Genomic DNA, 22279 nt, shown 5'->3' with positions numbered 1-22279 from the left:
CTCCAGAATCAAACGCCGGAGGCGGTCCGGCGGCCGTAACGAAAGAACGGGGCATCGACCGCCGCAGGCTCAGACCATCACGTGCGCTTCGAGGTCGTGCAGGCCTTCACGGCTGTTGTGGACCGGCCCCTGTGCGACGACCGAGCCCTTCGCCATCGCGTAGTAGCGGCTGGCGACGCGCACCACGAGACTCATGTTCTGCTCGATCAGCAGCAGCGCGGTGCCCTGGCCGGCCACCCGGTTGAAGATCACGGCCAATTGGTCGACGATCACCGGAGCCAGGCCTTCGGTCGGCTCATCCAGCAGGATGAGGGAGGGGTTCGCCATCAACGCGCGGCCCACGGCCAGCATCTGCTGCTGGCCGCCCGAGAGCGCGGTGCCGGGCGTGTGGGAACGCTCCTTCAGGATGGGGAAGAGTTTGTAGATCTCCTGCACGGTCCACGGACCTTTGCGGCCGACGGCAGCACCGAGTTGCAGGTTTTCCTCGACGCTGAGATTGGCCACGATTCGGCGTCCCTGCGGAACCACAACCACGCCCTGCTGGGCCGCCTGGTAGGTTCGCGGCCGCGCCAGCAACTTCCCGCCGACCTGCACCCGCCCGCCGCGCAATGCTGCCAAGCCAAGGATGGTGTTGACCACCGTTGTCTTGCCCATCCCGTTTCGCCCGACCAGGGCCACGCGTTCGCCCGCGTGCACTGCCAGGCTCAGGTCATGCAGGATGTGGGCCGAGCCGTAGAAGGCGTTGACCTTCTCGAGTTCCAGCAAGGAGCTTGTCATGCCGCGCTCCCCAGGTAGGCTTCTCGCACGCGCGGATCGGCGCGCACGGCGGCCGGTTCGCCACTTGCGATGACGCGGCCGAGCTCGAACACGGTCACCACGTCCGAGATGCCGAACACCACGTCCATGTCGTGCTCGACCAGCAGCACCGAGACGTTCCAGCGCGAGGTCAGCGCCTTGAGATGCTGGGCCAGGTCCAGCGATTCCTTGACCGAGAGACCGGCCATCGGCTCGTCCAGCAGAAGCACGGCTGGCCGGCCGACCAGCGCCAGCGCCAGGTCGAGCCGGCGCTGTTCGCCGTAGCCCAGGTCATCGGCCACGTCGTCGGCGCGCGGGTGCAAATCCAACTCCCTGAGCACTGCCTCGGCGTCGGCCTCGTAACCCTCTGGATTCATGCGGTGCGAGGCCAATTCGACCTGTCGGCGCACCCTCATCTGGCCGAAGATGCTCGTGCGCTGGAAACTGCGTGAGAGCCCGCGCATGCGCCGCTCCACCACACCAAGGGCGGTCACGTCCTGGCCGCCCAGCATCACCCTGCCGCGCGTCAGGCGGCGACGACCGGTGATGGCGTCGATCACGGTGGACTTTCCTGCGCCGTTGGGACCGATCAAGCCGCGTATCTGGCCGCGCTCCAGGGTCAGGCCCACGCCGTCCACCGCCTTCACCCCACCATAGTGAATGGCGACATCGTCGGCCTGCAACACATAGTCGTTCATGGTTGTCGTCTCCTCTCTGACTGTCAGTGCACCGAGGCCGGCCGGCCCGGGGCGTCCACCTCGCGGCGCTTGCCCTTGGCCAGGCGCTCGAATGCGCCGGCGATGCCGGTGGGCGAGAACACGATGACGGTGATGAGTGCGACGCCGAAGATCGCCATCCAGTGATTGGCGTAGTCGCCCAGCACATCCTTAAACAGGAAGTACACGATGGCGCCAAGCGGTGGGCCCCACAGCGCCTTGTAGCCGCCCACCACCACCATCATCAACGCCACGCCCGACACGCTCCAATGCAGCGCTTCGGGCGATACGAAGCCGGTGTTCAGCGCCGACAGCAGTCCAGCCAACGCCACCACGGTTGCCGACAACGCATACACGCCGGCGCGCGGCAGCAGCGTGCGCACACCGATGAAGCGCGCGCGCTCCTCGTTGTCTCGGACCGCCTCGGTCACGCTGCCGAAGCGGCTGCGCAGCAGAAACGCGAGCGCCAGCATCAGCAGGACCAGGACCGTCCAGCAGATCAGAAAGAGCACCACCGGCTTGTGCAGCAGCGACTGCGGAACGCCGAACAGCGTGGCGGGCCAGTTGACGTTCATGCCGTCGGCTCCGCCAGTCAGTCCACGCGAGCGCGAGGCGGTGAGGAAGAACATCTGGCCGATGGCCAGGGTCATCATGCTGAAGGCAACGCCCGGCACTCTCACAATCACGAGCCCGACGACAAAGGCACAGAGCGCCACCATGGCGAGAGTGCAAAGGATGGCCAGCTCGGCCGGCATCCAGCCCAGTTCCAGCACGATGCCCATCGAGTAGCCGGACAGGCCGAAAAACAGCGCATGGCCAAAGCTGACCATGCCGTTCTGCCGCAGCAGCAGGCCCACTCCCAGGGCAAATACGCCGAAGATGACGGCTTGCGTCAGCAGCGACAACACGGTGCCCGAGCCGACCAATGCGGCCACGACGCCACCTGCTGCCAGCGCACCGGCGGCGCTCGTTCCCAATCGAAGTTTTGTCATTGCGATGTCTCCAGGTTGTGCGACTCAGGTACGGCTGCCTGCGAAGCCCGATGGTTTCCAGATCAGCACCGCGACCATGATCACGAAGGGCAACACCGCGGACAGATCAGGCACGTACACGGCGCCGAGCGCCTGCACCATGCCCAGCACCATCGCGGCAATGAAGGCGCCTGCCAACGACCCGAGGCCGCCAACAACCACCACGACGAAGGAATCGATGATCACGTCGCTGCTCATCGAGGGCGACAGCGACAGGAAAGGCGCGGCCACGACGCCGGCCAGGCCCGCGAGGGCTGTGCCCAGGCCGACCACCCCCGCGCTGAGAAGGTCGGTGTTGATGCCCTGCATGGCCGTCGTGGTGGGGTCGGTGCTGGCAGCCCGCACGAACAGGCCGATCTTGGACATGCGCAGCCAGGCGGTCAGCCCGAGTGCCACCAGCGCGCCGACGCCGATCACGGCCAACCGGTAGGCCGGCAGCTGCGTGCCCAGGAAATCCAACGACGTGGCCAGCGCGCTCGGCATGGTCACTGTGAGATTGCTCTTCCCCCACACCGTCTGGACGAAGTCCTCGATGATCAGGAGCAGGCCGAAGGTCACCAGGACCACCGTGAGCGGGTCGCGATCCTGCAGCAGGCGAAAGCCATAGCGGTCCAGCAACACGCCGAACAGCGCCATGATGGCAGGAGCCGCCACCAGTGCCACCCAGAAATTGCTGTTCAGCGCGATCGAGTAGCCCAGGTACGCGCCCAGCATGTAGAGCGAGCCATGGGCGAAGTTCACGACGCGGCGCAGTCCGTAGATGAGCGCCAGGCCGGAACACATCACGACAAGCAATGCGCCGTATACGAGGCCGTTGAAGATGTTGATGGTGAGCATGGGTTCGCCTCCTGGATGTTTGAGTCAGAGTGCGGGCATCGCACTTTCGGGGGCGCCGAACGCGGACCAGCCTCCGTCCACCGGCAGCACTGCGCCGGTGACGTAACTGGCTTGCGGCGAGGCAAGGAAGGCGATGGCCTCGGCGACCTCGGCCGGTTCGGCCATGCGGCCCAACGGCGTGCGGTGCGCGATGGCAAGGCCATCGATCGCGCGCTCGCGCACCAATCGCGCCACCATCGCCGTGCGCACATAGCCGGGCGCCACGGCGTTGACACGCACGCCCTCGCGCGCCCATTCGCTGGCCAATGCGCGCGTCAGCCCCACGACGCCGGTCTTGGCGGCGCAATAGGCGTTGCGGCCGGGGATACCACCCAAGCTGGCAATCGAACCCAAGTTGACGATGGCGCCGCGGTTGCCTCGGCCGTCTCGGGGCTGCTCTTGCATGACTCGCAGCGTGGCCTGGCTCATCAGGAAGGTGCCGCGCAGATGCACAGCCAGCACCCGATCGAAAGCTTCGATCGATTGCGTGAGGGTCGGACGGGTCTGGTCGCCGATGCCGGCGTTGTTCACGAGTGCATCGATTCGGCCCATGTCCGCGGCGACGGCGGCAATGGCAGCGTCCGCACTGGAGGCATCGGTCACGTCGCAGGCCCGGCCAAGGTGGCCCTGCCCGAGTTCGCCGGCGCGCGCCTCCACCGCCTCGGTCCGCAGGTCGAGCAGCGCGACGCGCCATCCATCACTAGCAAGGCGCTGCGCCGTGGCCCAGCCGATGCCATCGGCGGCGCCCGTAATGACTGCGACGCGTTGGACGGATGGTGCAGGCAGAGGCTCGTCCGATTCCGGCATCAAATCCGGGCGTTTGGCTTGCATTCTCTTTGTCTCCTGTTCGGTCTCGTGCAGGCCGTTCAACTCGGCGCCGCGATAGGCAATGATGTTTTGTCGAGCCTCGCCGTCAGTCGACGATTGCGGCTGAAAGCAGGACTTTTCGTGCGCGCTTGAATCAGGTTTTCCCTAGGTGAGCGCCGCTACGCGCAACGGCATGCCGTGCCGCGAGGTAGGCGAAAACGAGGCCGGGGCCGAGGGTGATGCCAGGGGCGACATAGACGCCGCCCATGATCGAGTGCATGTCGTTGCCGACCGCGTACAGGCCGGGAATCGGTCGATCGTTCTCGCCCAGCACCTGCGCGTCGGCATTGGTCGCCAAGCCGGTGGAAGCACCGATGTCGCCGGGGTAGAGCCGTATCGCGTAGTAAGGCGCCTGCTTCAACGGCCCGATGTTCGGGTTCTTGCCGCTCCACGCGGCATCGCCGATGTTCTGCTGGTAGGCTGTCTCGCCTCTCTGGAAGTCAGGGTCGACGCCCGTTTCCGCGTAGCTGTTGATCGTGGCCACGCTGGCCTTCAGGCCGGCGGCATCGATACCGAGCTTGGCCGCCAATTCATCCAGCGTCTTGCCCCGCGTGAGATAGCCGTCGGCAAGGAACGGCGCGAGGCCCTTGCCGCCGGGGCGCACCATGCCGATGCCGTACTTTCGCAATGCCTCGGCGTCGCAGACCAAGCAGGCTGGAATCGACGGCGACACTTCGTTGGCCTTCTGCATCGCCAACCCGAACAGGTGGTACGAAGTGCTTTCGTTGACGAAGCGCCGGCCCGCTCGATTCACGGTCAGCATGCCAGGCTTGGCGCGGTCCATCACGAAATGCGGGAACGACGCCATGCTGCCATCTGCGCGCTGGCGCAGCGACACGGGCGCCCAGAATGCATGCGACAGGCCGCCATTTCCGTAGCGCGCACCGAGCTTGCGCACCAGATCGTGCGCGGCACCCGTGTGGCCTGGCGCGGCCGGGCTCCAATCCGGCTCGATGCCCGGCAGCAGGGTCTTGCGCAGGTCGGCATGGCGATTGAAGCCCCCGCTGGCCAGAATGACGCCGCCGTCGACGCGCACCCTGCGCCGCTCGCCGTTCAGTTCCAGTGTGACGGCGTCGATGGCGCCCTCCCCGTTCGCTTCACGATCGATGCCTTCGATCGATGTGTTCAGCGCGAGCGTGACGTTGTCGTGCTGCGCCAGCGAATACAGCAAGCGTCCGATCAACGCATTGCCCATGACCAGGCGCGTGCCGCGCGGATGGGTCAGCCGGTCTTTCGCATGACGCGAAATGATCTTGGCCGAATGCTTGAATGACGCCATCGATCGAGTCATGCCAAGCAGGTGGTTGATGTCGTTGCGGTCGACCATCATCCCGCCCAAGACCGTGAACTCGGGGATCGGCGGCCGCACCAAGRACAGGAGCGGGCCGAGCTTGCGGCCATCGAAGGGCAGCGGCTCGAGCGCACGGCCGTTGAGGGTCGAACCGCCAAGGTCGGAGATGTAGTCGGGATGCTTCGGGTACGGCCGGTACTTGACTTCGGAATGCATTTCGATCTGCTTGACCGCCTGCGCGCCGTTGTCCAGGAAGGTCTGCCGCATCGACGCCGGCGTGCGCTCGCCGATTGCATTCGTCAGATAGCGTGCGGCGTCCTCCAGCGTGTCCGTCGGATTCACGGAGGCCGCGTGATGCGTGCCGGGCACCCACGTGGTCGCGGCGGAGCGAGCAGTGGTGCCGCCCACATACTCGGTGCGTTCGACAAGCAGGACCTTCTTGCCGTCGATCGCAGCATAGAGCGCAGCCGCCATGCCGGCGCCGCCGGCGCCGATCACAACGATGTCGTAGCGGGCACCGTCGTGAACAGCGGCGAGGTCGTTCTGGCAAATCCGCATCTCAGTTGCTCCACCGCGCGGTGCGCGACCGACGACCCATGAAACCGGCGCAGTCCGATACCAGGGATACCGCGGAACCGGCTTTGCCGGGCCGCCGGTATCGCCCCCCTTGAGGGGGGAGGCGCCGCAGGCGCTTCGGGGGGAGTTCCATTTCAGACCTCGAGGAGGAAGTCGACCATCAGGTCGCTCACCTTCGCGAACATGTCGGCGCCGGTCAGGGTGGGACAGCCCTTGGAGCGTGCCGCGGCGATAAGTGGCGAGATGGCCGGCGCGGTAATGACGCAGCCCACGAATGTGTGGGCGGCAAGCTTGTCCGTGGCCAGCGGCAGTGGATCGGTGTCCTTCATGCCAACGGGCGTCGCGTTGATCACGATGTCGAAGCCGGCCGGATCGGCCGAGCCCTCGTGGACTGGGCACTTGTCCAGGCCGCCCAGCCGCGCCACCAGCGCGTGGCGGCGCTGCGCGTCTTCGTCGTGGACGGCGAGCGCGCTCACGCCCGCCATCACCAGTGCGTGAGCAATCGCCGAGCCGGCGCCGCCCGCGCCGACCAGCAAAGCCTTCTTGCCTTCGGGCGCGCAACCCTTGTCGCGCAGGGCGGCGACGAAACCCAAGCCATCGAACATGTCGCCATGCCAGCTGCCATTCGCATTGCGGCGCATGGTGTTCGCGGTCTGCAGAAATGCGGCCCGCTCCGAGGACGTGGCGCACAGGTCGAAGCATGCGAACTTGTGCGGCACCGTGACGATGATGCCGTCGACGTTCTTGGACAGCGAAACGCCGGCCAGCCAGGCGGCAAGGTCGGCAGGTGAAGCGTGCGCCGGCACGACCATGGCGTTGTGCCCGCGGTCTTGAAAGGCCCGCGTCACGGCGGCCGGTGACTTCACTTGCGCAATCKGGTCTCCGACGATGAAGTGGACGCGTGTGGCGCCGTCGAGAGTCATGGTGATGTTTCCTGCGAACGGGATCGGTTGGGGCTGATCGTAGGTGAAAATGGAATTGTGTTCAAGTCTTGAACGTAATTCTTTTTTTCGTTAGGATCGCGCCATGCCTGCAGCGCCCCATCGAGAATCCGTCGACCACTGCGACCTGCTCGTGATCGGGTCTGGCGCCGGGGGCCTTTCCGCCGCAGTGACAGCGGCGCACCTCGGGCTCGAGGTGCTGGTGGTGGAGAAGGAGGCGCAGTACGGCGGCACCACCGCCTGGTCTGGCGGCTGGATGTGGATTCCGCGGAATCCGCTGGCAATCGCCGCCGGCATCGACGAAGACATCGGCAAACCGCTGTCCTACCTGCGCCATGAACTCGGCGCTCGGTTCGACGAGTCGCTCGCCCGCGCTTTCCTGGAGAACGGCCCGCGAATGGTCGAATTCTTCAGTTCGCGCACCGCGCTGCAGTTCATCGACGGCAACGGAGTTCCCGACTTCCACGGCCGGACGGTCGACGCCGCGACCGGCGGCCGCTCGCTCTGCGCCGCTCCCTTCGACGGACGGCGGCTTGGCGACCACCTCACACAACTCAAGCCGCCGCTGGAGGAAATGACCTTGTGGGGCATGGGTATCGCGTCCGGTGAGTTGCGCCACTTCCTCAACGCGATGCGATCCCCGGCTTCGTTGCGTCATGTGACAAGGCGCGTGCTGAGCCACTGGCGCGATCTGCTGGCGCATCGGCGCGGCATGCGCCTCGTGAATGGCAATGCCCTGGTGGCGGGCCTGGCGGCCTCGGCGTTCGACGCCGGTGTCGAGATCCGCGTCGGAAGCCCGGCGCTTCGGCTGTTGAAGCGCGATGGCCGCGTGGCCGGTGCCTTGATCGCGACGCCAGCAGGCGAAGTCGACATCTGGGCCACCCGCGGCGTGATGCTGGCTTGCGGAGGTTTCCCTCATGATGTGCAGCGCAAGAGGGTGCTGCTTCCGCATGCCCGAACCGGCCATGCACATTGGTCGGCTGCGTCACGCGGCAATACCGGGGATGGCCTGCGCCTGGGCGAAGCGGCGGGCGGCGTGGTGGCGACTGATCTGGCGCACGCCGCGGCGCTGGCGCCAGTGTCCCTGGTGCCGAGGGCCGATGGCACGGTGACGCACTTCCCTCACCTGATCGAGCGAGCCAAACCCGGGCTGATCGCGGTGACGCGCGCCGGCCGGCGCTTCACGAACGAAGCCGATTCGTACCACGACTTCATGTGCGACCTGCTGGCCGCCACTCCCGCCGGCGATCCCGTCGAAGCCTGGCTGGTCTGCGACCACAGCTTCCTTCGCCGCTACGGGCTTGGCGCCGTCAAGCCCGCACCCATGCCGCGCGGGCGCTTGCTTCGCAATGGCTACTTGAAGCGCGGCCGTACGCTCGACGAACTGGCCGGCGTGTGCGGCATCGACGCGCCAATGCTTCGAGCCACCGTGCTGCGCTACAACGCGCAAGCGATGGACGGCCAGGACGCTGACTTCCGAAAGGGCGAAACGCCCTACAACCGCATCCAGGGCGACGTGGCTGCCGGCCATCCCAATCCCTGCATGGCCCCGCTCCTGAAGCCGCCGTTCTACGCCGTCAAGGTCCTTCCGGGCAGCCTCGGTACCTTCGCAGGGCTGCAGGTCAACGCCAACGCGCAAGTGCTGGATGCGCAAGGCAATCCGATCGCTGGGCTCTATGCAGGCGGCAACGACATGAACAGCGTGATGGGGGGGCGCTATCCCAGCGGCGGCATCACGCTCGGCCCAGCCATGACCTTTGGCTTCATCGCCGCGCACCACGCTGCGGCATCCAGAACCACAGGCCGTGCAGCCCCCTCGCGTGGGGAGCACGAGCACTCGTGCATTGATCCCGAACTTTGAGGAACCGCCATGTACTACGAACTCACCACCATGACCCTGCCCATGGGCACTGCCGCACAGGCGGCAGCCAACGTGCAGGCCTTCGCCGCGGCGAACCAGGCCCACGGCGAGTTTCTCGCCTGCTGGTCGACCGACATCGGCCCACTCAACCAGATGATCGTCATGCGCGGCTTCGACGATCTGGCCACGCTGCAGCTCGAACGCGATCGCACGCAACGTGACGCAAGCCCGTTCGGCTGCGGTGACATCTTCCAAGGCATGGAGCAGCACAGCTACCAGGGCTTCAGCTGGATGAAGCCGGTGCGCCCCACCAGCGAATCGGGTATCGGCGGCCCGGTGTATGAGATACGCACTTACGGCATCAAGCCGGGCGGCGTTCAGCCGACCCTGGATCTGTGGCAGCAGTACCTGCCTGCGCGAGAAGAGATTTCGCCCTGCGTGGTGGCGATGGTCGGGCTCGACGGTCCCCTGCGTTTCACCAACATCTGGGCCTACCCGACACTCGACGCGCGCAGCAAGGCACGCGCTGAGGCGGTCGCACAAGGGATCTGGCCGCCCAAAGGCGGACCTGCGCACCTGACGACGCAAATGACCTCGATCATCGCGTTGCCGACTGTGGTCTCGCCGTTGAAGTAAGCCGGAGAAACGCATCATGTCGCGCGTGCATTCCTTGGCCTACCTCAGCTCCTGCATGCTTTCTCCGCCGCAAGCCGTGCGCCTCGCTGCGCAGCTTGGCTATGAACATGTGGGCCTTCGCCTCCTGCCCAATGCAGCCGGCGCGCAGCAGCAATTCCTGATCGACCGCCCCGAGCAGATGCGCGAAACCGTCTCGGTACTCCGCGATACGGGCGTCGGCGTGTTCGACCTCGAGATCATTCGGATCGGCGAAGGCTTCGAAGCTCGAAGCTTCCTTCCGCTGCTGGAAACCGGCGCGGCACTGTGTGCGAAGGCCGTGCTGGTGGCCGGCGATGACCCGAACCAGGCGCGCCTCGGCGAAGGCTACGCTCGCCTGTGCGAATTGATGCGTCCCTACGGCATGACCGCCGACCTGGAGTTCATGCCCTGGACAGCGGTGCCCAACGTCAAGGCCGCGCTGCGGGTCATACAGGCCGCAGACAACCCGGCCAACGCCGGCATCCTGGTCGACGCATTGCACTTTGACCGCTCCGACACCACGCTGGAAGACATCCGGGCCATTCCGCGCTCGCTGCTGCACTACGCGCAAATCTGCGACGCGCCGACCCAGGCTCAGCACGGCAGGCCATTCGCCATCGAAGAAATGATCCATACCGCACGCTGCGAGCGCTTGCAGCCCGGCGAGGGCGGCATCGACTTGCAAGGGCTTTTCCAGGCCTTGCCGGCCGACCTGCCCATCAGCGTAGAAGTCGTTCACCTCGAGCGAATGGCCGAAGTGGGACAGACCGAATGGGCGCGGCAATGCCTGGCTCACAGCCGCCCGTTCACAGATCCGAAGAACTGAGCAGCATCCTCCCCGAAACACATCACCCAGAGAGACAAGCAACCATGGACTTCGCCCTCAGCGACGAGCAACGAATGATGATCGACACGGTGCGTCGATTCATCGCCGAAGAACTTCGCCCCCTCGAAGATGAACTGGAGAACCAGGGCCGTCTTGACGACGCCAAGGCTGCAGCCGTCCATCAAAAGTCAAAGGAACTCGGCCTGTATGCGCTGAACATGCCCACCGAACTGGGCGGAGGCGGCCTCTCCAACCTCGACCGCATCCTGTGCGAGGAGCAATTCGGGCATACCAGCGACTACCTGATTCGCCGAGCCTTTGGCAATGTGTACGAGCCGCTGCTGCACTGCAAGGGCGCCCAGGTGGAGCGATGGCTTCTGCCCTCGGTGAAAGGAAAGCGAACCTGCGCCATCACCATCACGGAATCGGGCGCTGGCTCGGACGCCGCGGGCATCAAGACCCACGCGAAGAAGACCGACAACGGCTGGGTGCTCAACGGCAGCAAGCACTTCATCAGCGATGGCGAATGGAGCGATTTCTTCCTCGTCTCGGCGAAGACCGGCGAGAAGGAGATATCGATGTTCATGGTCGACAAGGGCCTGGCCGGCTTCACCGTCGGCAAGGACCAGAAGATGATGGGCATCCGCGGCACCCCGCACCTGGAACTTTTCTTTGACAACGTGGCACTCGAGGACGAGGCGTTGCTCGGCGAAGCCGGTCAAGGTTTCAAGCTCGCCATGGGCGCTCTCAACGTGGTGCGGCTGGCGCAAGTTGGCGCTCGCGCGGTGGGCAAAGCCACGCATGTCTGCGAACTGATGGTGGGCTACGCCAACGATCGCAGGCAATTCAACACCCGCATCGGCGACTTCCAAATGGTTCAGCAGATGATTGCGGACAGCGTGATCGAGATCAACGCCGCGCGGTGGATGGTCTACCACGCCGCCTGGATGCTCGATCAGGGCCTGGATGCACGAGAACAGATCGCCATGGTCAAGGTCCTTGCGGCCGAGACGCTGGGTCGTGTGGTGGATCGAGCGGTTCAGGTCTTCGGCGGCATGGGATTCTGCAAGGAGTTGCCGATCGAACGCTACTACCGCGACGCGCGCATTTATCGCATCTTCGACGGCACCAGCGAGATTCACCGCGGCGTCATCGCCAAGAGCGCCCTGCGCAAGGGTGCCCAGCTGTTCGACGTGAACCGGTGAATGCCATGAACAACGAAAAATTCATGACGGCTGCGCAGGCCGCAGCGCTGATCCACGACGGCGACACGGTTGGCTTGATGGGCGGCGGCGGAGGCCTGATGGAAGCCACCTGCCTGTTCGAAGCCGTCCAGGCCCGGTACCTCGCCACGCAGCATCCGCGACGCCTGACCTTGATCCACGCGCTGGGCATCGGTGACAAGAAGACCAAGGGCATGAACTGCTTTGCGCACGAAGGACTGGTCGCGCGCGTGATCGGCGGACATTGGGTCTGGTCGCCCGCGATGCAGAAGCTCGCGGAAGACGAAAAGATCGAGGCTTACATCCTGCCGGGCGGCGTCTCCAGCCAGCTGATGCGCGAGATCGGCGCCGGCCGCCCCGGCCTGTTCACCCATGTCGGCCTGGGCACCGTGTGCGACCCGCGCCAGGGCGGCGGCAGGATGAACGCATCGGCGAAGGAAGACCTGTCGGAGGTGGTACAGGTGGACGGGCGCGAATACTTGCGCTACAAGCCCTTTCCGATCCACGTCGCGCTGGTACGCGCCAGTGCGGCCGACGAAGACGGCAACATCAGCTTCGAGCACGAAGCGGCCAACCTCGATGCCAAATCGCTGGCGCTGGCGGCTCGCAACAGCGGCGGCAAAGTCATCGTGCAGGTCAAGGAGCGGCTGGCGCACGGCGCACTGAAGGCGCGTGAGGTGCGGATCCCGGCCGCCTGGGTCGATGCCATCGTGGTCGATGCCGAGCAGCGAGCCAGCTACGACATACCCTTCGACCCCGCCCTCAGCGGTGAACTGTCCGGCGCCGAACGCCTCGCCAGCGAACGGCGCGACCACGAAGCCGAGAAGGCGGCGGCCGAGGCATTCGGCGAACGCCAGGCCATCGCACGCCGAGCCGCATTGGAGCTGTTCAACACCGGAAAGCTTCGACCGGTCGTGAACTACGGCGTCGGCGTGCCCGATGCCGTGGCCAGACTGATCGCCTCGCGCGGCGAAATGGGCCGCATCTACCAGACGATCGAGCACGGGACCTACGGCGGCACCCTGCTTGACGGCGTGCTCTTCGGCTACGCACGCAACGCCAGCGCCATGCTCGACACGGCCACGCAGTTCGATTTCTACGCTGGCGGCGGCCTGGACATCGCCTTCCTGGGCTTCGGAGAGTTCGACGCCCAGGGGAGCGTCAATGCATCGCGGCTGGGCGGATTGACGGTCGGCCCCGGAGGATTCATCGACATCGCGCAGAACGCGCGCAAGGTTGTGTTCTGCGGCACCTTCGCGGCCAAGGGCGTCAAACTGGAAACCGGCGATGGACGGATGCAGGTACGCCAACAAGGCAGCGTGCGAAAGGTCGTCGCGCAAGTGGAGCAGATCACCTTCAGTGGGCCTCAAGCCCTCCAGCGCGGACAGCAGGTGCTGTTCCTGACCGAGCGCGCCAGCTTTCGGTTGACGCGACAGGGCATCGAGCTGTTCGAGCTTGCGCCGGGCATCGACCTGCAGCGCGACGTGCTTGACCAGATGGGGTTCACGCCGAGGATGGCGCAGGAAGTCGAGATCATGGCCGCGAAGCACTTTCTGGCATCGCAAGCCTAGCTGGGCAACAACCGCCAGCCGGGGAGATCCACCCGCTTGATCAGCCGCGTTTCCTGGGCGGTGATCAGGTGGCCCGACGCCGCCAGGTAGGCCGGGAAATCCGGGTGCGCGTCGCGTGCCTGGCACCGGCGCTCGTAGTCCGCCAGATCGTCATAGCCCCAAAGGTGAACGAACTGATTCTGCGGTCCGACCCATGCGGTGTAGAAGCCGACCGGATGGCCGAGCGTCTCCAGCAGAACCGGCATGGCGAGCCGGTCGAAAACCTCCAGAAACTCGGGCATCTTGCGCAGCGCGATGGTGTAGATGCGGTGATCGACGAGCGGCTTGTTCATCGCGTTCATCAGACAACCTCGACGCTGTGCGCTGAGGTGCGAGCATCCATGCCTGCAGATGTCCGGCCACCGCCTTTGCGCGCTGCTGCCCTGTCGGCAATGTGATTGCCGGTCACGAAACCGAAAGTCATGTTCGGGCCGTGCGTGATGCCGGCCCCGGGGTAGTTTCCGCCCATCACGCTGGCCCGATCGTTACCGACGGCATACAGCCCTGGAATTGGCGTGCCGTCGCGCTTGAGCACTTCGCCGACCACGCTCGTCCTGATGCCGTCGAAAGTGCCGAGGTCTCCCATGATCAGCTTGACGGCGAAGAAAGGCCCCTTCTCGACCGGCGCCACGCACGGGTTCGGCTTGTTCTCGGGGTCTGCCAGATAGCGGTTGAACGAGGTGGTGCCGCGGCCGAACTCCGGGTCCTCACCCTTGACGGCGCCGACGTTGAACGCGTGCACCGTCGCCTCGAGACCCGCCGGGTCGATGCCGGCGTTTCTCGCGAGTTCGGACAGCGTCGCCCCTCGGATCAGATAGCCGCTGCGAAGGTGTTTTCCGATTGGCATGGGCGCAGGCTTGACGAAGCCGATGCCGTACCTGCCGAGCGTCACCTTGTCACACACCAGCCACATCGCTGTTTCCTTCTGCCCGGCGCAGGCGCGCACCATGGCCGCGCCCACGTCGTGGTAGGAGTTCGATTCATTCGTGAAGCGCTTGCCGTTCTTCAACACGCCGATGACGCCCGGCTTGTAGCGGTCCAGCAGGTGCGGGAACACGCCGATGTCGCCTTTGCCATAGTCCACGCGGGACACCGGCATCCAAGCCGCGCTGTCTGCGAAGCGGATGTCGGCCGTGCCGCCGGCGGCCTCAGCCATCGCGAGGCCGTCGCCGGTGTTGCCGACAGGCGTAGGCGACAGGTGCTCTGCGCCGCGCTGAACGTGTGGATAGGCCTTGGCGATGCGTTGGATGTCGTGCGGAAATCCGCCGCAGGCCAGTACCACGCCATGGCGTGCGGTGATCCGGCAGTCGCCCTGCGGGCCTGTCGCAAGCACGCCGACCGCTTTGCCGCCTTCGAGCAGCACCTGCTTCGCGGGTGAGCGCGTGAGGATCCGGATGCCCAGATCCAGCGCAGATTTCGCCAGACGTGCCGCCAGCGCATTGCCGCTGGTCACGTTGATGCCGCGACGGTAGAGCAGCAATTCCTTCATGTGCGTTGCGAGTCGCCGGGCGACGTACAGGAAGGAGGTCAGTGACTTCGTCGCCTGGAAGAAGTGTTTGAGGTCGGCGTTCGAGGAGTTGAACATCATGCCCATGAAGGTGATGGTCTTGAGCGGGGGCTTCAAGCGCGCCATGTCCTTGCCAAGGCCGCGGATGTCGTAGGGGGCCGCCAGGATCGAGCGACCGATGTCTGCACCGCCCGGGGCATCGGGGTGGTAGTCGGGATAGAGCGTCGGCACGAACTTCACGTCGGTCTCGCGTTCGAAGAACTCGACCATCCGTGGACCGTGGTCGAGGAACGCTTCGACCGCGGCTTCGTCGTAGAACGCGCCCGTCTCCTGCATCATGTAGGTTCGCACGGCCTCCCGCGTGTCGGCCGGATTCTGCTTGCGGCCATGCGGGCCCATCGGAATCCACAGCACGCCCCCGGAAAGTGCGGTGGTGCCGCCGAACACCGGCTCCTTCTCCAGCACCACCACATCGAGGCCGCGCTTTCTCGCCGTGATGGCGGTGGCAAGGCCGGCCGCGCCGGAGCCGATCACGATCAGATCGCATTGGAAGTCTTGGGACATTTTCTCGATCTCCGTTCGCGGGTTCAGTTGACGACAGCGTTGTTGAATCCGGGGCGCGGGACCATGTCCATCAACATGGAGGACATGCCACCGTCGACCGAAAGCTCAGCGCYGTTCACGTACGCCGAGCGCGGGCTGGCAAGAAATAGCGCCACGTCGGCGATGTCTTGCGGCTCCCCGATCCGGCGACTGGCGGTCACGGCGGCGCGACGGGCCTCGAAGCCGGCCTCCTCGTAGAAGCCGGCCGAAAGCGCCGTTCGGATCATTCCGGGACATATGGCGTTGCTGCGCACGCCTTCGGGCCCCCACTCCGCCGCCATCTGGCGCGACATCAGCAGCACGCCCGCCTTGCTGGCGCTGTAGGCGCCGCTGCCCGTCTGCGGAAAGAGGGCCGAGATGGAAGCCACATTGACGATGCTGCCGCACCCGGCCTCTCGCATGGGCTCTGCGAAGGCCCGTGCGCACAGCAGGTAGCCCGTGAGGTTGACCGACAGGACATGGTTCCAGTCGGCGAGGCTCACATCCGCCAACCCCCCCGGGCGCAGCAGGCCGGCGTTGTTGACAAGGACTCGGCAGTTGCCGAGTTCGGCCCGCACGTGCTGCGCAGCGGCCTCCACGCTGGCCTCGTCCGCGATGTCGCAGCGCACGGCCAGACCGGAGGCGCCGAGTTCCGAGGCCACGCCCTGTGCCCCCGCGAGATCGCGATCGAGCAGCGCGACCTTTGCGCCTGCCTGCGCCAGGCTGCGGGCGACGGCAGCGCCGATGCCGCTGGCAGCGCCGGTCACGACGCACACCTGTCCTTCCAAGCCGAGCCAGTGCGGCCGAGAGTTGGGGGTCATGAGGTCTCCTTTTTTTGAAGACCAAATTGTTGGCATGCCCGCGCTGACTGGTTTTGACGAATCCAGCAAATGTCAGGACAATTCGTGCAGGCTTCGACGGAAATCACATGGCGAGGGACATTCCGAACTACTCCCTCTACGGGGACCAAGCACTGCCAGCCTGGCAGAGCTTCTTCGATTTCGAATGGATCCCGGAGCGCTCGCTCCCTTACAACTGGGAGATCCGACCCCACACGCACGATGCATTCATCCAGATCCTTTGCCTGACGCAGGGCTCGGTCGAAGTGCTGCTCGATCAGGCACGGATCCAGCTGGCGTCGCCCTGCATTCTTCTGATTCCTGCACAAACCGTGCATGGATTTCACTTTTCTCCCGACGTCGACGGCCCGGTGATCACGGCGGCACAACGCCCGCTGGAATCCTTGGCCGGCGTACTCATGCCAGAGTTGCTGCAGACGGTCCACAAGCCAGGCGCCACCGCTCTGCCAAGCGAACGCGACATTGAAGAACTCATGCCACTCTTCCTGGCGATCGAGCGCGAGAGTCGCTTCCACGCCACCGGCCATGTGGCGGCGGGCATGTCACTGTTGATCGCCCTGCTCGTGAAGATCGCACGACTGCAGGCGATCCAGGCGACGGAGCCGGTGCGGCTCGCTTCACGAAAGGCCGTGCAGATCGAAAAGTTCCGGGCCCTCGTCGACCGGCATTTCAAGGAGCACCTCCCGATGCAGGCGTACGCATCGCAGCTGGGCGTCACACCGGGCCAGCTGACACGTCTCTGCCGCGACGCACTGGGCATGTCCGGCTTGGAAGTGGTGCAAGCCCGATTGATCCACGAGGCCCAGCGGGAACTCGTCTATACCGCGAGCAGCGTCCGCCAGTTGGCCGACGGGCTCGGCTTCGCTGACGAGGCCTACTTCAGTCGATTCTTCCGGAAGCGAACCGGAATGACGCCACGCGAGTTCCGAGCTCGCGCGGCCGAGGCCATGCGCAACCCGGAGCGAACGCTCAAGCCGTAGAGCGAGGACGCCGCTGCACGATCCTGTTTTTTGGAATACTATTCAGATATTGAACTTTGTTCCAACACCCGCATCGGGGATCTGACATGTCTTCATCTGCTTGCGAACCTCATCCCCGCTTCCCCATCGGCGTGATCGGAGCGGGTGCCATCGGCCGCATGCACATCGAACGTCTTGCGCGGCACGACGCGGTCGCGCTAGGCGCCATCGCCGACCCGACCGACGGCGCTCGCCTGCTGGCCGACCGCCTGGCAGTGCCATGGTTCGCCGACTACCGCGACATGCTTGCGCGCGCGCCGATCGAGGGCGCGATCGTCGCCACGCCCAACGCCACCCATGCCGAAATCGGCCTGGCTTGCATCGCCCGCGGGCTTCCCGTCCTGATGGAAAAGCCGGTCGCCGACAACGCCGAGGAAGCGAAGCGCTTGTGCGATGCCGCAACGGCGCACGGCGTGCCGCTGATGGTCGGTCACCAGCGGCGCCACAATCCGATCATGCGTGCGGCCAAGGCGCTCATCGCAGATGGCGTGCTGGGCCGCCCGGTCAGCGTGAACGCCATGGCGACCTGGCTCAAGCCCGACAGCTACTACGACGTTGCTTGGCGGCGGCAGCCGGGCGGAGGCCCGGTGCTGATCAATCTGATTCACGACATCGACATGCTGCGCTACCTGCTGGGCGAAATCGCAGAAGTCCAGGCGCTCACCTCCAACGCCTTGCGCGGCTTCGAGGTCGAGGACACTGCGGCAGTGACGCTGCGATTCGCCAACGGGGCGCTCGGCACGATGTGCGTTTCGGACACGGCAGTCTCGCCGTGGAACTGGGATCTGGCCGCCGGAGAAGCATCACACTATGCGCAGCAGGACGTGAACTCGCATTTCATCTCCGGCACGGAAGGCTCGCTGACATTGCCGCGGCTCGATGTGTGGCGCTACCGTGGCAGCCGCGGCTGGCACGCTCCGTTGACGCACGAACGCACGGCGGTCCACGCCGCCGACCCCTACACCGAACAACTGCGCCATTTCCGTGCCGTAGCGGAAGGTCAGGAGACGCCGGTGTGCTCGGGGCCCGACGCGTTGCGGACCCTCCAGGCGATCCAGGCTGTGCTTCGGGCGGCGCAGACCCGACAACCGGTAAGCTTGGCCATTTAAACAACCCACGCGCGCCTCGAGGCCGCTGAAGGCAGATCCGAATGTCCGGCGTATTGCAAAGAACCCTGGGTATCCTCGAACGGCTGGCCGCCGACGTCAACGGCGTTTCCCTCGCCACCCTGGCCGATGAGCTGGAGATGCCGCGCAGCGCGGCCCATCGCTTGCTCCTGGAACTTGCAGCGCAAGGATACGTTCGGCAGTCGCGAGAGCGCGGAGACTATGTCTTGACGACAAAACTGGTTTCTCTCGGCCTCAACTACCTGAAGTATTCCGGTGTCGTGGATTTGTGCCAGCCCATCCTGGACCGGCTGGCCGAATCCAGCGGCGAACTGGTGCGCCTCGGCGTGGTGGATGTGGATCACCTGACCTGGGTGGCGCTTTCACAGGGCGCGCGCAGCGGCTTGAAGTACGACCCCGACATGGGGATCGACGCACAGCTGTCTTGTACGTCTTCAGGGCAGTGCTGGCTCGCGACACTGAGCGACGACGATGCAATTGCACTCGTTACCAAACAGGGGCTGGGAAAGCCGGAGCGCTTCGGTCCCAACGCCCCCCCTTCCATTGCCGCGCTCATGAAGGCGCTACGCCGAATCCGAGCGGATGGCTATGCCGTCACGAGCGAGACCTATGTGGAAGGGCTGGCGTCCGTCGCAGTCGCGATCCGGCCGGGCAACAAGGGCGCAGTCGGCGTGTTGGTCATTTCCGGGCCGACCGTCCGCCTGAATGAAAAGAAGCTTCGGGAACTCGCCCCGGCGTTGACGGAGGCCGCCAACGAAATTGCGGCCGTGAGTGCGGCCTCGCCGTTGCTCAATCGCGCCCATGCAGGCGCGGGATACTAAGTCTTGCGCCACGACGCTCCTGGCCCGAAGTACCTGAGGGCCTTGTGACCGAGCGCCGTCACCATGTGGACGCAGGCGGGTTGCGGCCGGGCCGTCCCCAGCGGCGGGAAGCTGCAGATGATGTGGCCAGCCTCATGGAGGATTCGCAGTTCCCGTTGGACTGATGGATTGACGATGTCGATCGGCGGTTCGGCATCAGCGAGCGCCTGGAGCAACTCTAGCGGCATCGGCATGGCAGACTCCTCGAACGATGGTCAGCACCTACCCAGACCGGTCGGGGAGGCGGTCCCCGGCATCGGGGAATCCGCTCGGTCAAGAGCGGCGCCTCAGCGTCCCCTACCAGCGCCGGAGACCGCCACATCGCTGTCGAGGTTGTGCGATGGAAAACCGCGTTTGCTACCTCGACTCGAACCCAATCGCCGTTGTGGCCGACAGGGCACCGAAAGAATCTGCCGATGTGCACGGCGTAGCGGCCGCGACGTGAAGTCTAGGGCGGGAACCGAAAATTGATAGAAAAAACTGGCGCGCCTCAGGCTCGACCTCATCAATAGAGGTGAGGCGACCTGTTCAGCGGCTCAAGCCACTCCACTGCCGCATGCCCGCATGAGCCACTGCTCTTCCGAGCCCATCCGCCGCGCTTGCTCGCATCGCGCGGCCACTCGGAGGCGCGGAGGAACTGCTCACGCAGCGAACGCGGCCAGATTCAATCCAAGCGCCGCCGTCGCGCGCAGGTTCGCAGGGACGGATCACGCCGGCGGCTCAACAACTTTGACCAGGCTCGCTCACCATACCCCCCAAGAACCGCGGCCTGTAACGGCACTGTCACGGCGACGCTCTTCAATGCGGGGCACCCCCCACACCCCCAGGAGCTCTCATGTCGCTAAATTCCCGCCGCGGTTTTCTGCGCGGCTCGACCTCGGTTGCCGCCCTCTCGTTCATCGGCACCATGCAGGCGCTGCAAGCTCGAAACGCCCACGCCGCCACCGGCAGCACCGGCCTCGTCGCCAGCCCGTACGGTCCCGTCGCGCCGGCGCTCGATGAAGCCACGGGCCTGCCGCTGCTGCAGCTGCCTGAGGGTTTTGCCTACCGGTCCTACGGCTGGACCGGTGACCCGATGAACAACGGCCAACCCTGCCCGAGCAATCACGACGGCATGGCGGTGATTGCTTCGTACGGTCGCGGCAACAGCGTCGACGTGGTGCTGGTGCGCAACCACGAGCGCGGCCAATCGACAGGCCTGATCCAGGCGCCGGCCATGTACGACACCGCCTCGAGCAGCGTGAACGGTCGATTTGCCGGCGGCGGAACCACCAACCTGCGCTTCAAGGGCCGCCAGTGGCTCGGCATGGAGGCGAGCCTGGGCGGCACCCTCACCAACTGCGCCGGCGGTCCCACGCCCTGGGGCACCTGGCTCAGCTGCGAAGAGACCGGCAGCAACCTCGAATCGCAAGGCGGCAAGAAGCACGGGTACGTGTTCGAGGTGCGCGCTAACGCGGCCGAGACGACGGGCAAGCCGATCGTCTCGATGGGCCGGTTCAGCCACGAGGCCGTCGCCGTCGACCCGAAGACGCGCTTCGCCTACCTCACCGAGGACAGCCGCAACAAGTCGGGCTTCTATCGTTTCATCCCCAACGATGCGAGCGGCCGCCCGGGCAGCTACGAAGCGGGCGGCAAGCTGCAGATGGCCAAGGTGGTCGGCAAGGTCAACGCCGACCTCAATGTCGCCTCGACCGGCGACACGCACAGCCTCGAATGGGTGGACATCGCCGATCCCGATGCCAACCCGGCGTCGATTGCGCTGCCAGGCTTTGCGGGCACCACATCGGTGGCCGGCCCGTTTGCGCAGGGCTGGGCGCAGGGCGGCTTGCGCATGGCGCGAGGCGAAGGCATCTGGCATCACGACGGCAAGCTCTTCATCGTCGACACCGCGACCGGGGTGAACGACGCGGGCGCGGGCGGCAACGGCGAAGGCGCCGTGTGGGAGTACGACCTGGCCACGGCCATGCTCAAGGCGGTCTTCGTGTCACTCAACGCCGTGACCGCCAACAACCCCGACAACATCACGATCAGCCCGCGCGGCGGCGTGCTGCTTTGCGAAGACGGCGGCGGCGTCGACGACCAAGGCCAAGGTCGCATCGAGCGCCTGGTCGGCCTGACCTCCGAAGGTGCGAGCTTCGTGTTCGCGCGCCACAACGTGAACCTCAGCGCCGATCAGATCGCCTCAGCCGGCAAGATGGTCGCGCCGGGCGACTACCGCAACAGCGAGTTCTGCGGGGCCTGCTTCGATCCGGCGGGCAAGGTGCTGTTCGTGAACGTGCAGTCGCCCGGCATCACGTTCGCGATCTGGGGGCCTTGGGCACGCGGCCCGCTTTGATGGCAGGACGGCGTTGGCAGGCACGGCCGCCGGCAGGCAATGCGCACATGGCCATTCACTCGTGGCCGGGCTGCGCAACCCCAGGCGATGGCAGAAAAGGCTGTGTCGCGTCACGCTCCGCCAGACTTTCGAGAATGGCAGCCTGGCGCAGGTGGTAAAGCACCTTTCGCAAAATAGGCTCGGCTTCGTGCTGCAGGAAGTCGTTGGCCTTCGGATCCTTGCGGTACATGCGAAGGACCGTCACAGCCTGCATCGCCTTTTGCCGCCCTCTCAGTCCATGCGATTGCGCAAGTTTTCGCAGCTCCTTTTTCACGCCGGTCCCATGACGCGGTCTTCAGGAACTGTCATGGCGAGGCGAAACGGCGTGCGACCACATCGAACTGATGTTCCTCTTCTCTCGTCCCTCAAGCCGGTAGCCGAACATTGAATCGTCGTTGGTAGTGAGAAAATCGTGACTTTTGCTGAATCCAGTGTAGTTCAAAAGTTCACGGGGCAATCTCTGAAACCCCGATTCGCGCCATGCGTTGGCCCGGGGCACCAGACGACACCGCCGGCTTCGACGGCGGGAACCAACACCATGGCCTGCTCGGCCGAGCGCCTCCGACCCCTCGCGTCCTTCAGCCCTGCTCTGGACGGGCTTGCGCACTTTGCTTGAGATCGACAGGTGCAAAGTACCTGGTCCGGAATTTTTCTTTTGATGGTTCTCCACTAGCATTCGGCGC

Annotated in this window: 21 protein-coding genes; 9 read left to right on the top strand and 12 right to left on the bottom strand. The window is 65.4% G+C overall.

Annotation, left to right across the window (positions count from 1 at the left end):
- Positions 1–69: 69 nt before the first annotated feature.
- From AC1D2K_RS00315 to AC1D2K_RS00285, 7 genes are all read right to left on the bottom strand, one after another.
- Positions 70–777 (bottom strand): ABC transporter ATP-binding protein, encoded by a 708-nt coding sequence (locus AC1D2K_RS00315; protein WP_478085361.1) that lies wholly within the window; start codon positions 775–777, stop codon positions 70–72.
- The gene (locus tag AC1D2K_RS00310) at positions 774–1493 is read right to left on the bottom strand and encodes an ABC transporter ATP-binding protein (RefSeq protein ID WP_478085360.1); all 720 of its coding nucleotides are present in this window, start codon (positions 1491–1493) and stop codon (positions 774–776) included. Before AC1D2K_RS00310 ends, AC1D2K_RS00315 begins: the two co-directional genes overlap by 4 nt.
- Before the next feature lie 23 nt (positions 1494–1516).
- Positions 1517–2503 (bottom strand): branched-chain amino acid ABC transporter permease, encoded by a 987-nt coding sequence (locus AC1D2K_RS00305; protein WP_478085358.1) that lies wholly within the window; start codon positions 2501–2503, stop codon positions 1517–1519.
- A 24-nt stretch (positions 2504–2527) separates the two neighbouring features.
- Entirely contained in the window at positions 2528–3379 is an 852-nt protein-coding gene (locus AC1D2K_RS00300; protein WP_478085357.1) for a branched-chain amino acid ABC transporter permease, read from the bottom strand.
- A 24-nt stretch (positions 3380–3403) separates the two neighbouring features.
- A complete protein-coding gene (locus AC1D2K_RS00295; RefSeq protein ID WP_478085355.1) occupies positions 3404–4249 on the bottom strand; it encodes an SDR family NAD(P)-dependent oxidoreductase in 846 nt (281 codons plus the stop codon).
- 130 nt (positions 4250–4379) lie between these two features.
- A complete protein-coding gene (locus AC1D2K_RS00290; protein ID WP_478085353.1) occupies positions 4380–6134 on the bottom strand; it encodes an FAD-dependent oxidoreductase in 1755 nt (584 codons plus the stop codon).
- Between the two features lie 152 nt (positions 6135–6286).
- The gene (locus tag AC1D2K_RS00285; protein WP_478085351.1) at positions 6287–7075 is read right to left on the bottom strand and encodes a shikimate dehydrogenase family protein; all 789 of its coding nucleotides are present in this window, start codon (positions 7073–7075) and stop codon (positions 6287–6289) included.
- A 103-nt stretch (positions 7076–7178) separates the two neighbouring features.
- On the opposite strand from AC1D2K_RS00285, the gene AC1D2K_RS00280 reads away from it, so the two are divergent.
- Genes AC1D2K_RS00280 through AC1D2K_RS00260 form a run of 5 tightly spaced genes read left to right on the top strand, consistent with a single transcriptional unit; the run spans position 7179 to position 13228 of the window.
- Positions 7179–8954 (top strand): FAD-dependent oxidoreductase, encoded by a 1776-nt coding sequence (locus tag AC1D2K_RS00280; RefSeq protein WP_478085350.1) that lies wholly within the window; start codon positions 7179–7181, stop codon positions 8952–8954.
- Between the two features lie 9 nt (positions 8955–8963).
- Complete coding sequence (locus tag AC1D2K_RS00275; RefSeq protein ID WP_478085349.1) at positions 8964–9590, top strand: NIPSNAP family protein; 627 nt, start codon at positions 8964–8966, stop codon at positions 9588–9590.
- A gap of 16 nt (positions 9591–9606) precedes the next feature.
- Positions 9607–10434 carry a sugar phosphate isomerase/epimerase family protein gene (locus tag AC1D2K_RS00270; RefSeq protein WP_478085347.1) on the top strand — a complete coding sequence of 276 codons (828 nt, stop codon included), beginning with the start codon at positions 9607–9609 and terminating at the stop codon, positions 10432–10434.
- Positions 10380–11639 (top strand): acyl-CoA dehydrogenase family protein, encoded by a 1260-nt coding sequence (locus AC1D2K_RS00265; RefSeq protein WP_478085345.1) that lies wholly within the window; start codon positions 10380–10382, stop codon positions 11637–11639. The genes AC1D2K_RS00270 and AC1D2K_RS00265 overlap by 55 nt, the downstream gene beginning before the upstream one ends.
- 5 nt (positions 11640–11644) lie before the next feature.
- A complete protein-coding gene (locus AC1D2K_RS00260) occupies positions 11645–13228 on the top strand; it encodes an acyl CoA:acetate/3-ketoacid CoA transferase (protein ID WP_478085343.1) in 1584 nt (527 codons plus the stop codon).
- Here AC1D2K_RS00260 and AC1D2K_RS00255 read toward each other — a convergent pair.
- From AC1D2K_RS00255 to AC1D2K_RS00245, 3 genes are read right to left on the bottom strand one after another with little or no spacing between them, the layout of a single operon-like run.
- Complete coding sequence (locus tag AC1D2K_RS00255) at positions 13225–13569, bottom strand: NIPSNAP family protein (RefSeq protein WP_478085342.1); 345 nt, start codon at positions 13567–13569, stop codon at positions 13225–13227. The two genes, AC1D2K_RS00260 and AC1D2K_RS00255, sit on opposite strands and share 4 nt — an antisense overlap.
- Positions 13569–15338, bottom strand: coding sequence for an FAD-dependent oxidoreductase (locus AC1D2K_RS00250; protein ID WP_478085340.1), 1770 nt, complete (start codon positions 15336–15338; stop codon positions 13569–13571). Before AC1D2K_RS00250 ends, AC1D2K_RS00255 begins: the two co-directional genes overlap by 1 nt.
- A 23-nt stretch (positions 15339–15361) precedes the next feature.
- Entirely contained in the window at positions 15362–16177 is an 816-nt protein-coding gene (locus AC1D2K_RS00245) for an SDR family NAD(P)-dependent oxidoreductase (protein WP_478085339.1), read from the bottom strand.
- Between the two features lie 107 nt (positions 16178–16284).
- Between AC1D2K_RS00245 and AC1D2K_RS00240 the strand changes: the two genes are divergently transcribed.
- The 3 genes from AC1D2K_RS00240 to AC1D2K_RS00230 all read left to right on the top strand — a co-directional run bounded on the left by AC1D2K_RS00240 (position 16285) and on the right by AC1D2K_RS00230 (position 19183).
- Positions 16285–17196: a helix-turn-helix domain-containing protein gene (locus tag AC1D2K_RS00240; RefSeq protein WP_478085338.1), complete on the top strand. Its 912-nt coding sequence runs from the start codon at positions 16285–16287 to the stop codon at positions 17194–17196.
- Positions 17197–17282: 86 nt separating this feature from the next.
- Positions 17283–18344 (top strand): Gfo/Idh/MocA family protein, encoded by a 1062-nt coding sequence (locus AC1D2K_RS00235; protein ID WP_478085336.1) that lies wholly within the window; start codon positions 17283–17285, stop codon positions 18342–18344.
- A 41-nt stretch (positions 18345–18385) separates the two neighbouring features.
- Complete coding sequence (locus AC1D2K_RS00230; RefSeq protein ID WP_478085335.1) at positions 18386–19183, top strand: IclR family transcriptional regulator; 798 nt, start codon at positions 18386–18388, stop codon at positions 19181–19183.
- Here AC1D2K_RS00230 and AC1D2K_RS00225 read toward each other — a convergent pair.
- Positions 19180–19416, bottom strand: a complete 237-nt coding sequence (locus AC1D2K_RS00225; protein WP_478085334.1) for a hypothetical protein — start codon at positions 19414–19416, stop codon at positions 19180–19182. The two genes, AC1D2K_RS00230 and AC1D2K_RS00225, sit on opposite strands and share 4 nt — an antisense overlap.
- A 641-nt stretch (positions 19417–20057) precedes the next feature.
- On the opposite strand from AC1D2K_RS00225, the gene AC1D2K_RS00220 reads away from it, so the two are divergent.
- Positions 20058–21557 carry a PhoX family protein gene (locus AC1D2K_RS00220; RefSeq protein ID WP_478085332.1) on the top strand — a complete coding sequence of 500 codons (1500 nt, stop codon included), beginning with the start codon at positions 20058–20060 and terminating at the stop codon, positions 21555–21557.
- Between the two features lie 55 nt (positions 21558–21612).
- Here AC1D2K_RS00220 and AC1D2K_RS00215 read toward each other — a convergent pair whose 3' ends face one another.
- Positions 21613–21870 (bottom strand): hypothetical protein, encoded by a 258-nt coding sequence (locus AC1D2K_RS00215; protein ID WP_478085331.1) that lies wholly within the window; start codon positions 21868–21870, stop codon positions 21613–21615.
- Between the last annotated feature and the right edge of the window lie 409 nt (positions 21871–22279).

The sequence above is a fragment of the Variovorax sp. P1_H12_2 genome (assembly GCF_056405335.1).
The sequence above is the reverse complement of the archived record's forward strand: the minus strand, read 5'-3'. Positions and strand labels throughout refer to the sequence as shown.

Coding starts and splice junctions, on each gene's coding strand:
- AC1D2K_RS00300 (WP_478085357.1), bottom strand. CDS start 3,379: ATGCTCACCATCAACATCTTCAACGGCCTCGTATACGGCGCATTGCTT.
- AC1D2K_RS00280 (WP_478085350.1), top strand. CDS start 7,179: ATGCCTGCAGCGCCCCATCGAGAATCCGTCGACCACTGCGACCTGCTC.
- AC1D2K_RS00230 (WP_478085335.1), top strand. CDS start 18,386: ATGTCCGGCGTATTGCAAAGAACCCTGGGTATCCTCGAACGGCTGGCC.
- AC1D2K_RS00315 (WP_478085361.1), bottom strand. CDS start 777: ATGACAAGCTCCTTGCTGGAACTCGAGAAGGTCAACGCCTTCTACGGC.
- AC1D2K_RS00260 (WP_478085343.1), top strand. CDS start 11,645: ATGAACAACGAAAAATTCATGACGGCTGCGCAGGCCGCAGCGCTGATC.
- AC1D2K_RS00235 (WP_478085336.1), top strand. CDS start 17,283: ATGTCTTCATCTGCTTGCGAACCTCATCCCCGCTTCCCCATCGGCGTG.
- AC1D2K_RS00275 (WP_478085349.1), top strand. CDS start 8,964: ATGTACTACGAACTCACCACCATGACCCTGCCCATGGGCACTGCCGCA.
- AC1D2K_RS00265 (WP_478085345.1), top strand. CDS start 10,380: ATGGGCGCGGCAATGCCTGGCTCACAGCCGCCCGTTCACAGATCCGAA.
- AC1D2K_RS00255 (WP_478085342.1), bottom strand. CDS start 13,569: ATGAACGCGATGAACAAGCCGCTCGTCGATCACCGCATCTACACCATC.
- AC1D2K_RS00220 (WP_478085332.1), top strand. CDS start 20,058: ATGTCGCTAAATTCCCGCCGCGGTTTTCTGCGCGGCTCGACCTCGGTT.
- AC1D2K_RS00250 (WP_478085340.1), bottom strand. CDS start 15,338: ATGTCCCAAGACTTCCAATGCGATCTGATCGTGATCGGCTCCGGCGCG.
- AC1D2K_RS00295 (WP_478085355.1), bottom strand. CDS start 4,249: ATGCAAGCCAAACGCCCGGATTTGATGCCGGAATCGGACGAGCCTCTG.
- AC1D2K_RS00240 (WP_478085338.1), top strand. CDS start 16,285: ATGGCGAGGGACATTCCGAACTACTCCCTCTACGGGGACCAAGCACTG.
- AC1D2K_RS00225 (WP_478085334.1), bottom strand. CDS start 19,416: ATGCCGATGCCGCTAGAGTTGCTCCAGGCGCTCGCTGATGCCGAACCG.
- AC1D2K_RS00305 (WP_478085358.1), bottom strand. CDS start 2,503: ATGACAAAACTTCGATTGGGAACGAGCGCCGCCGGTGCGCTGGCAGCA.
- AC1D2K_RS00270 (WP_478085347.1), top strand. CDS start 9,607: ATGTCGCGCGTGCATTCCTTGGCCTACCTCAGCTCCTGCATGCTTTCT.
- AC1D2K_RS00310 (WP_478085360.1), bottom strand. CDS start 1,493: ATGAACGACTATGTGTTGCAGGCCGACGATGTCGCCATTCACTATGGT.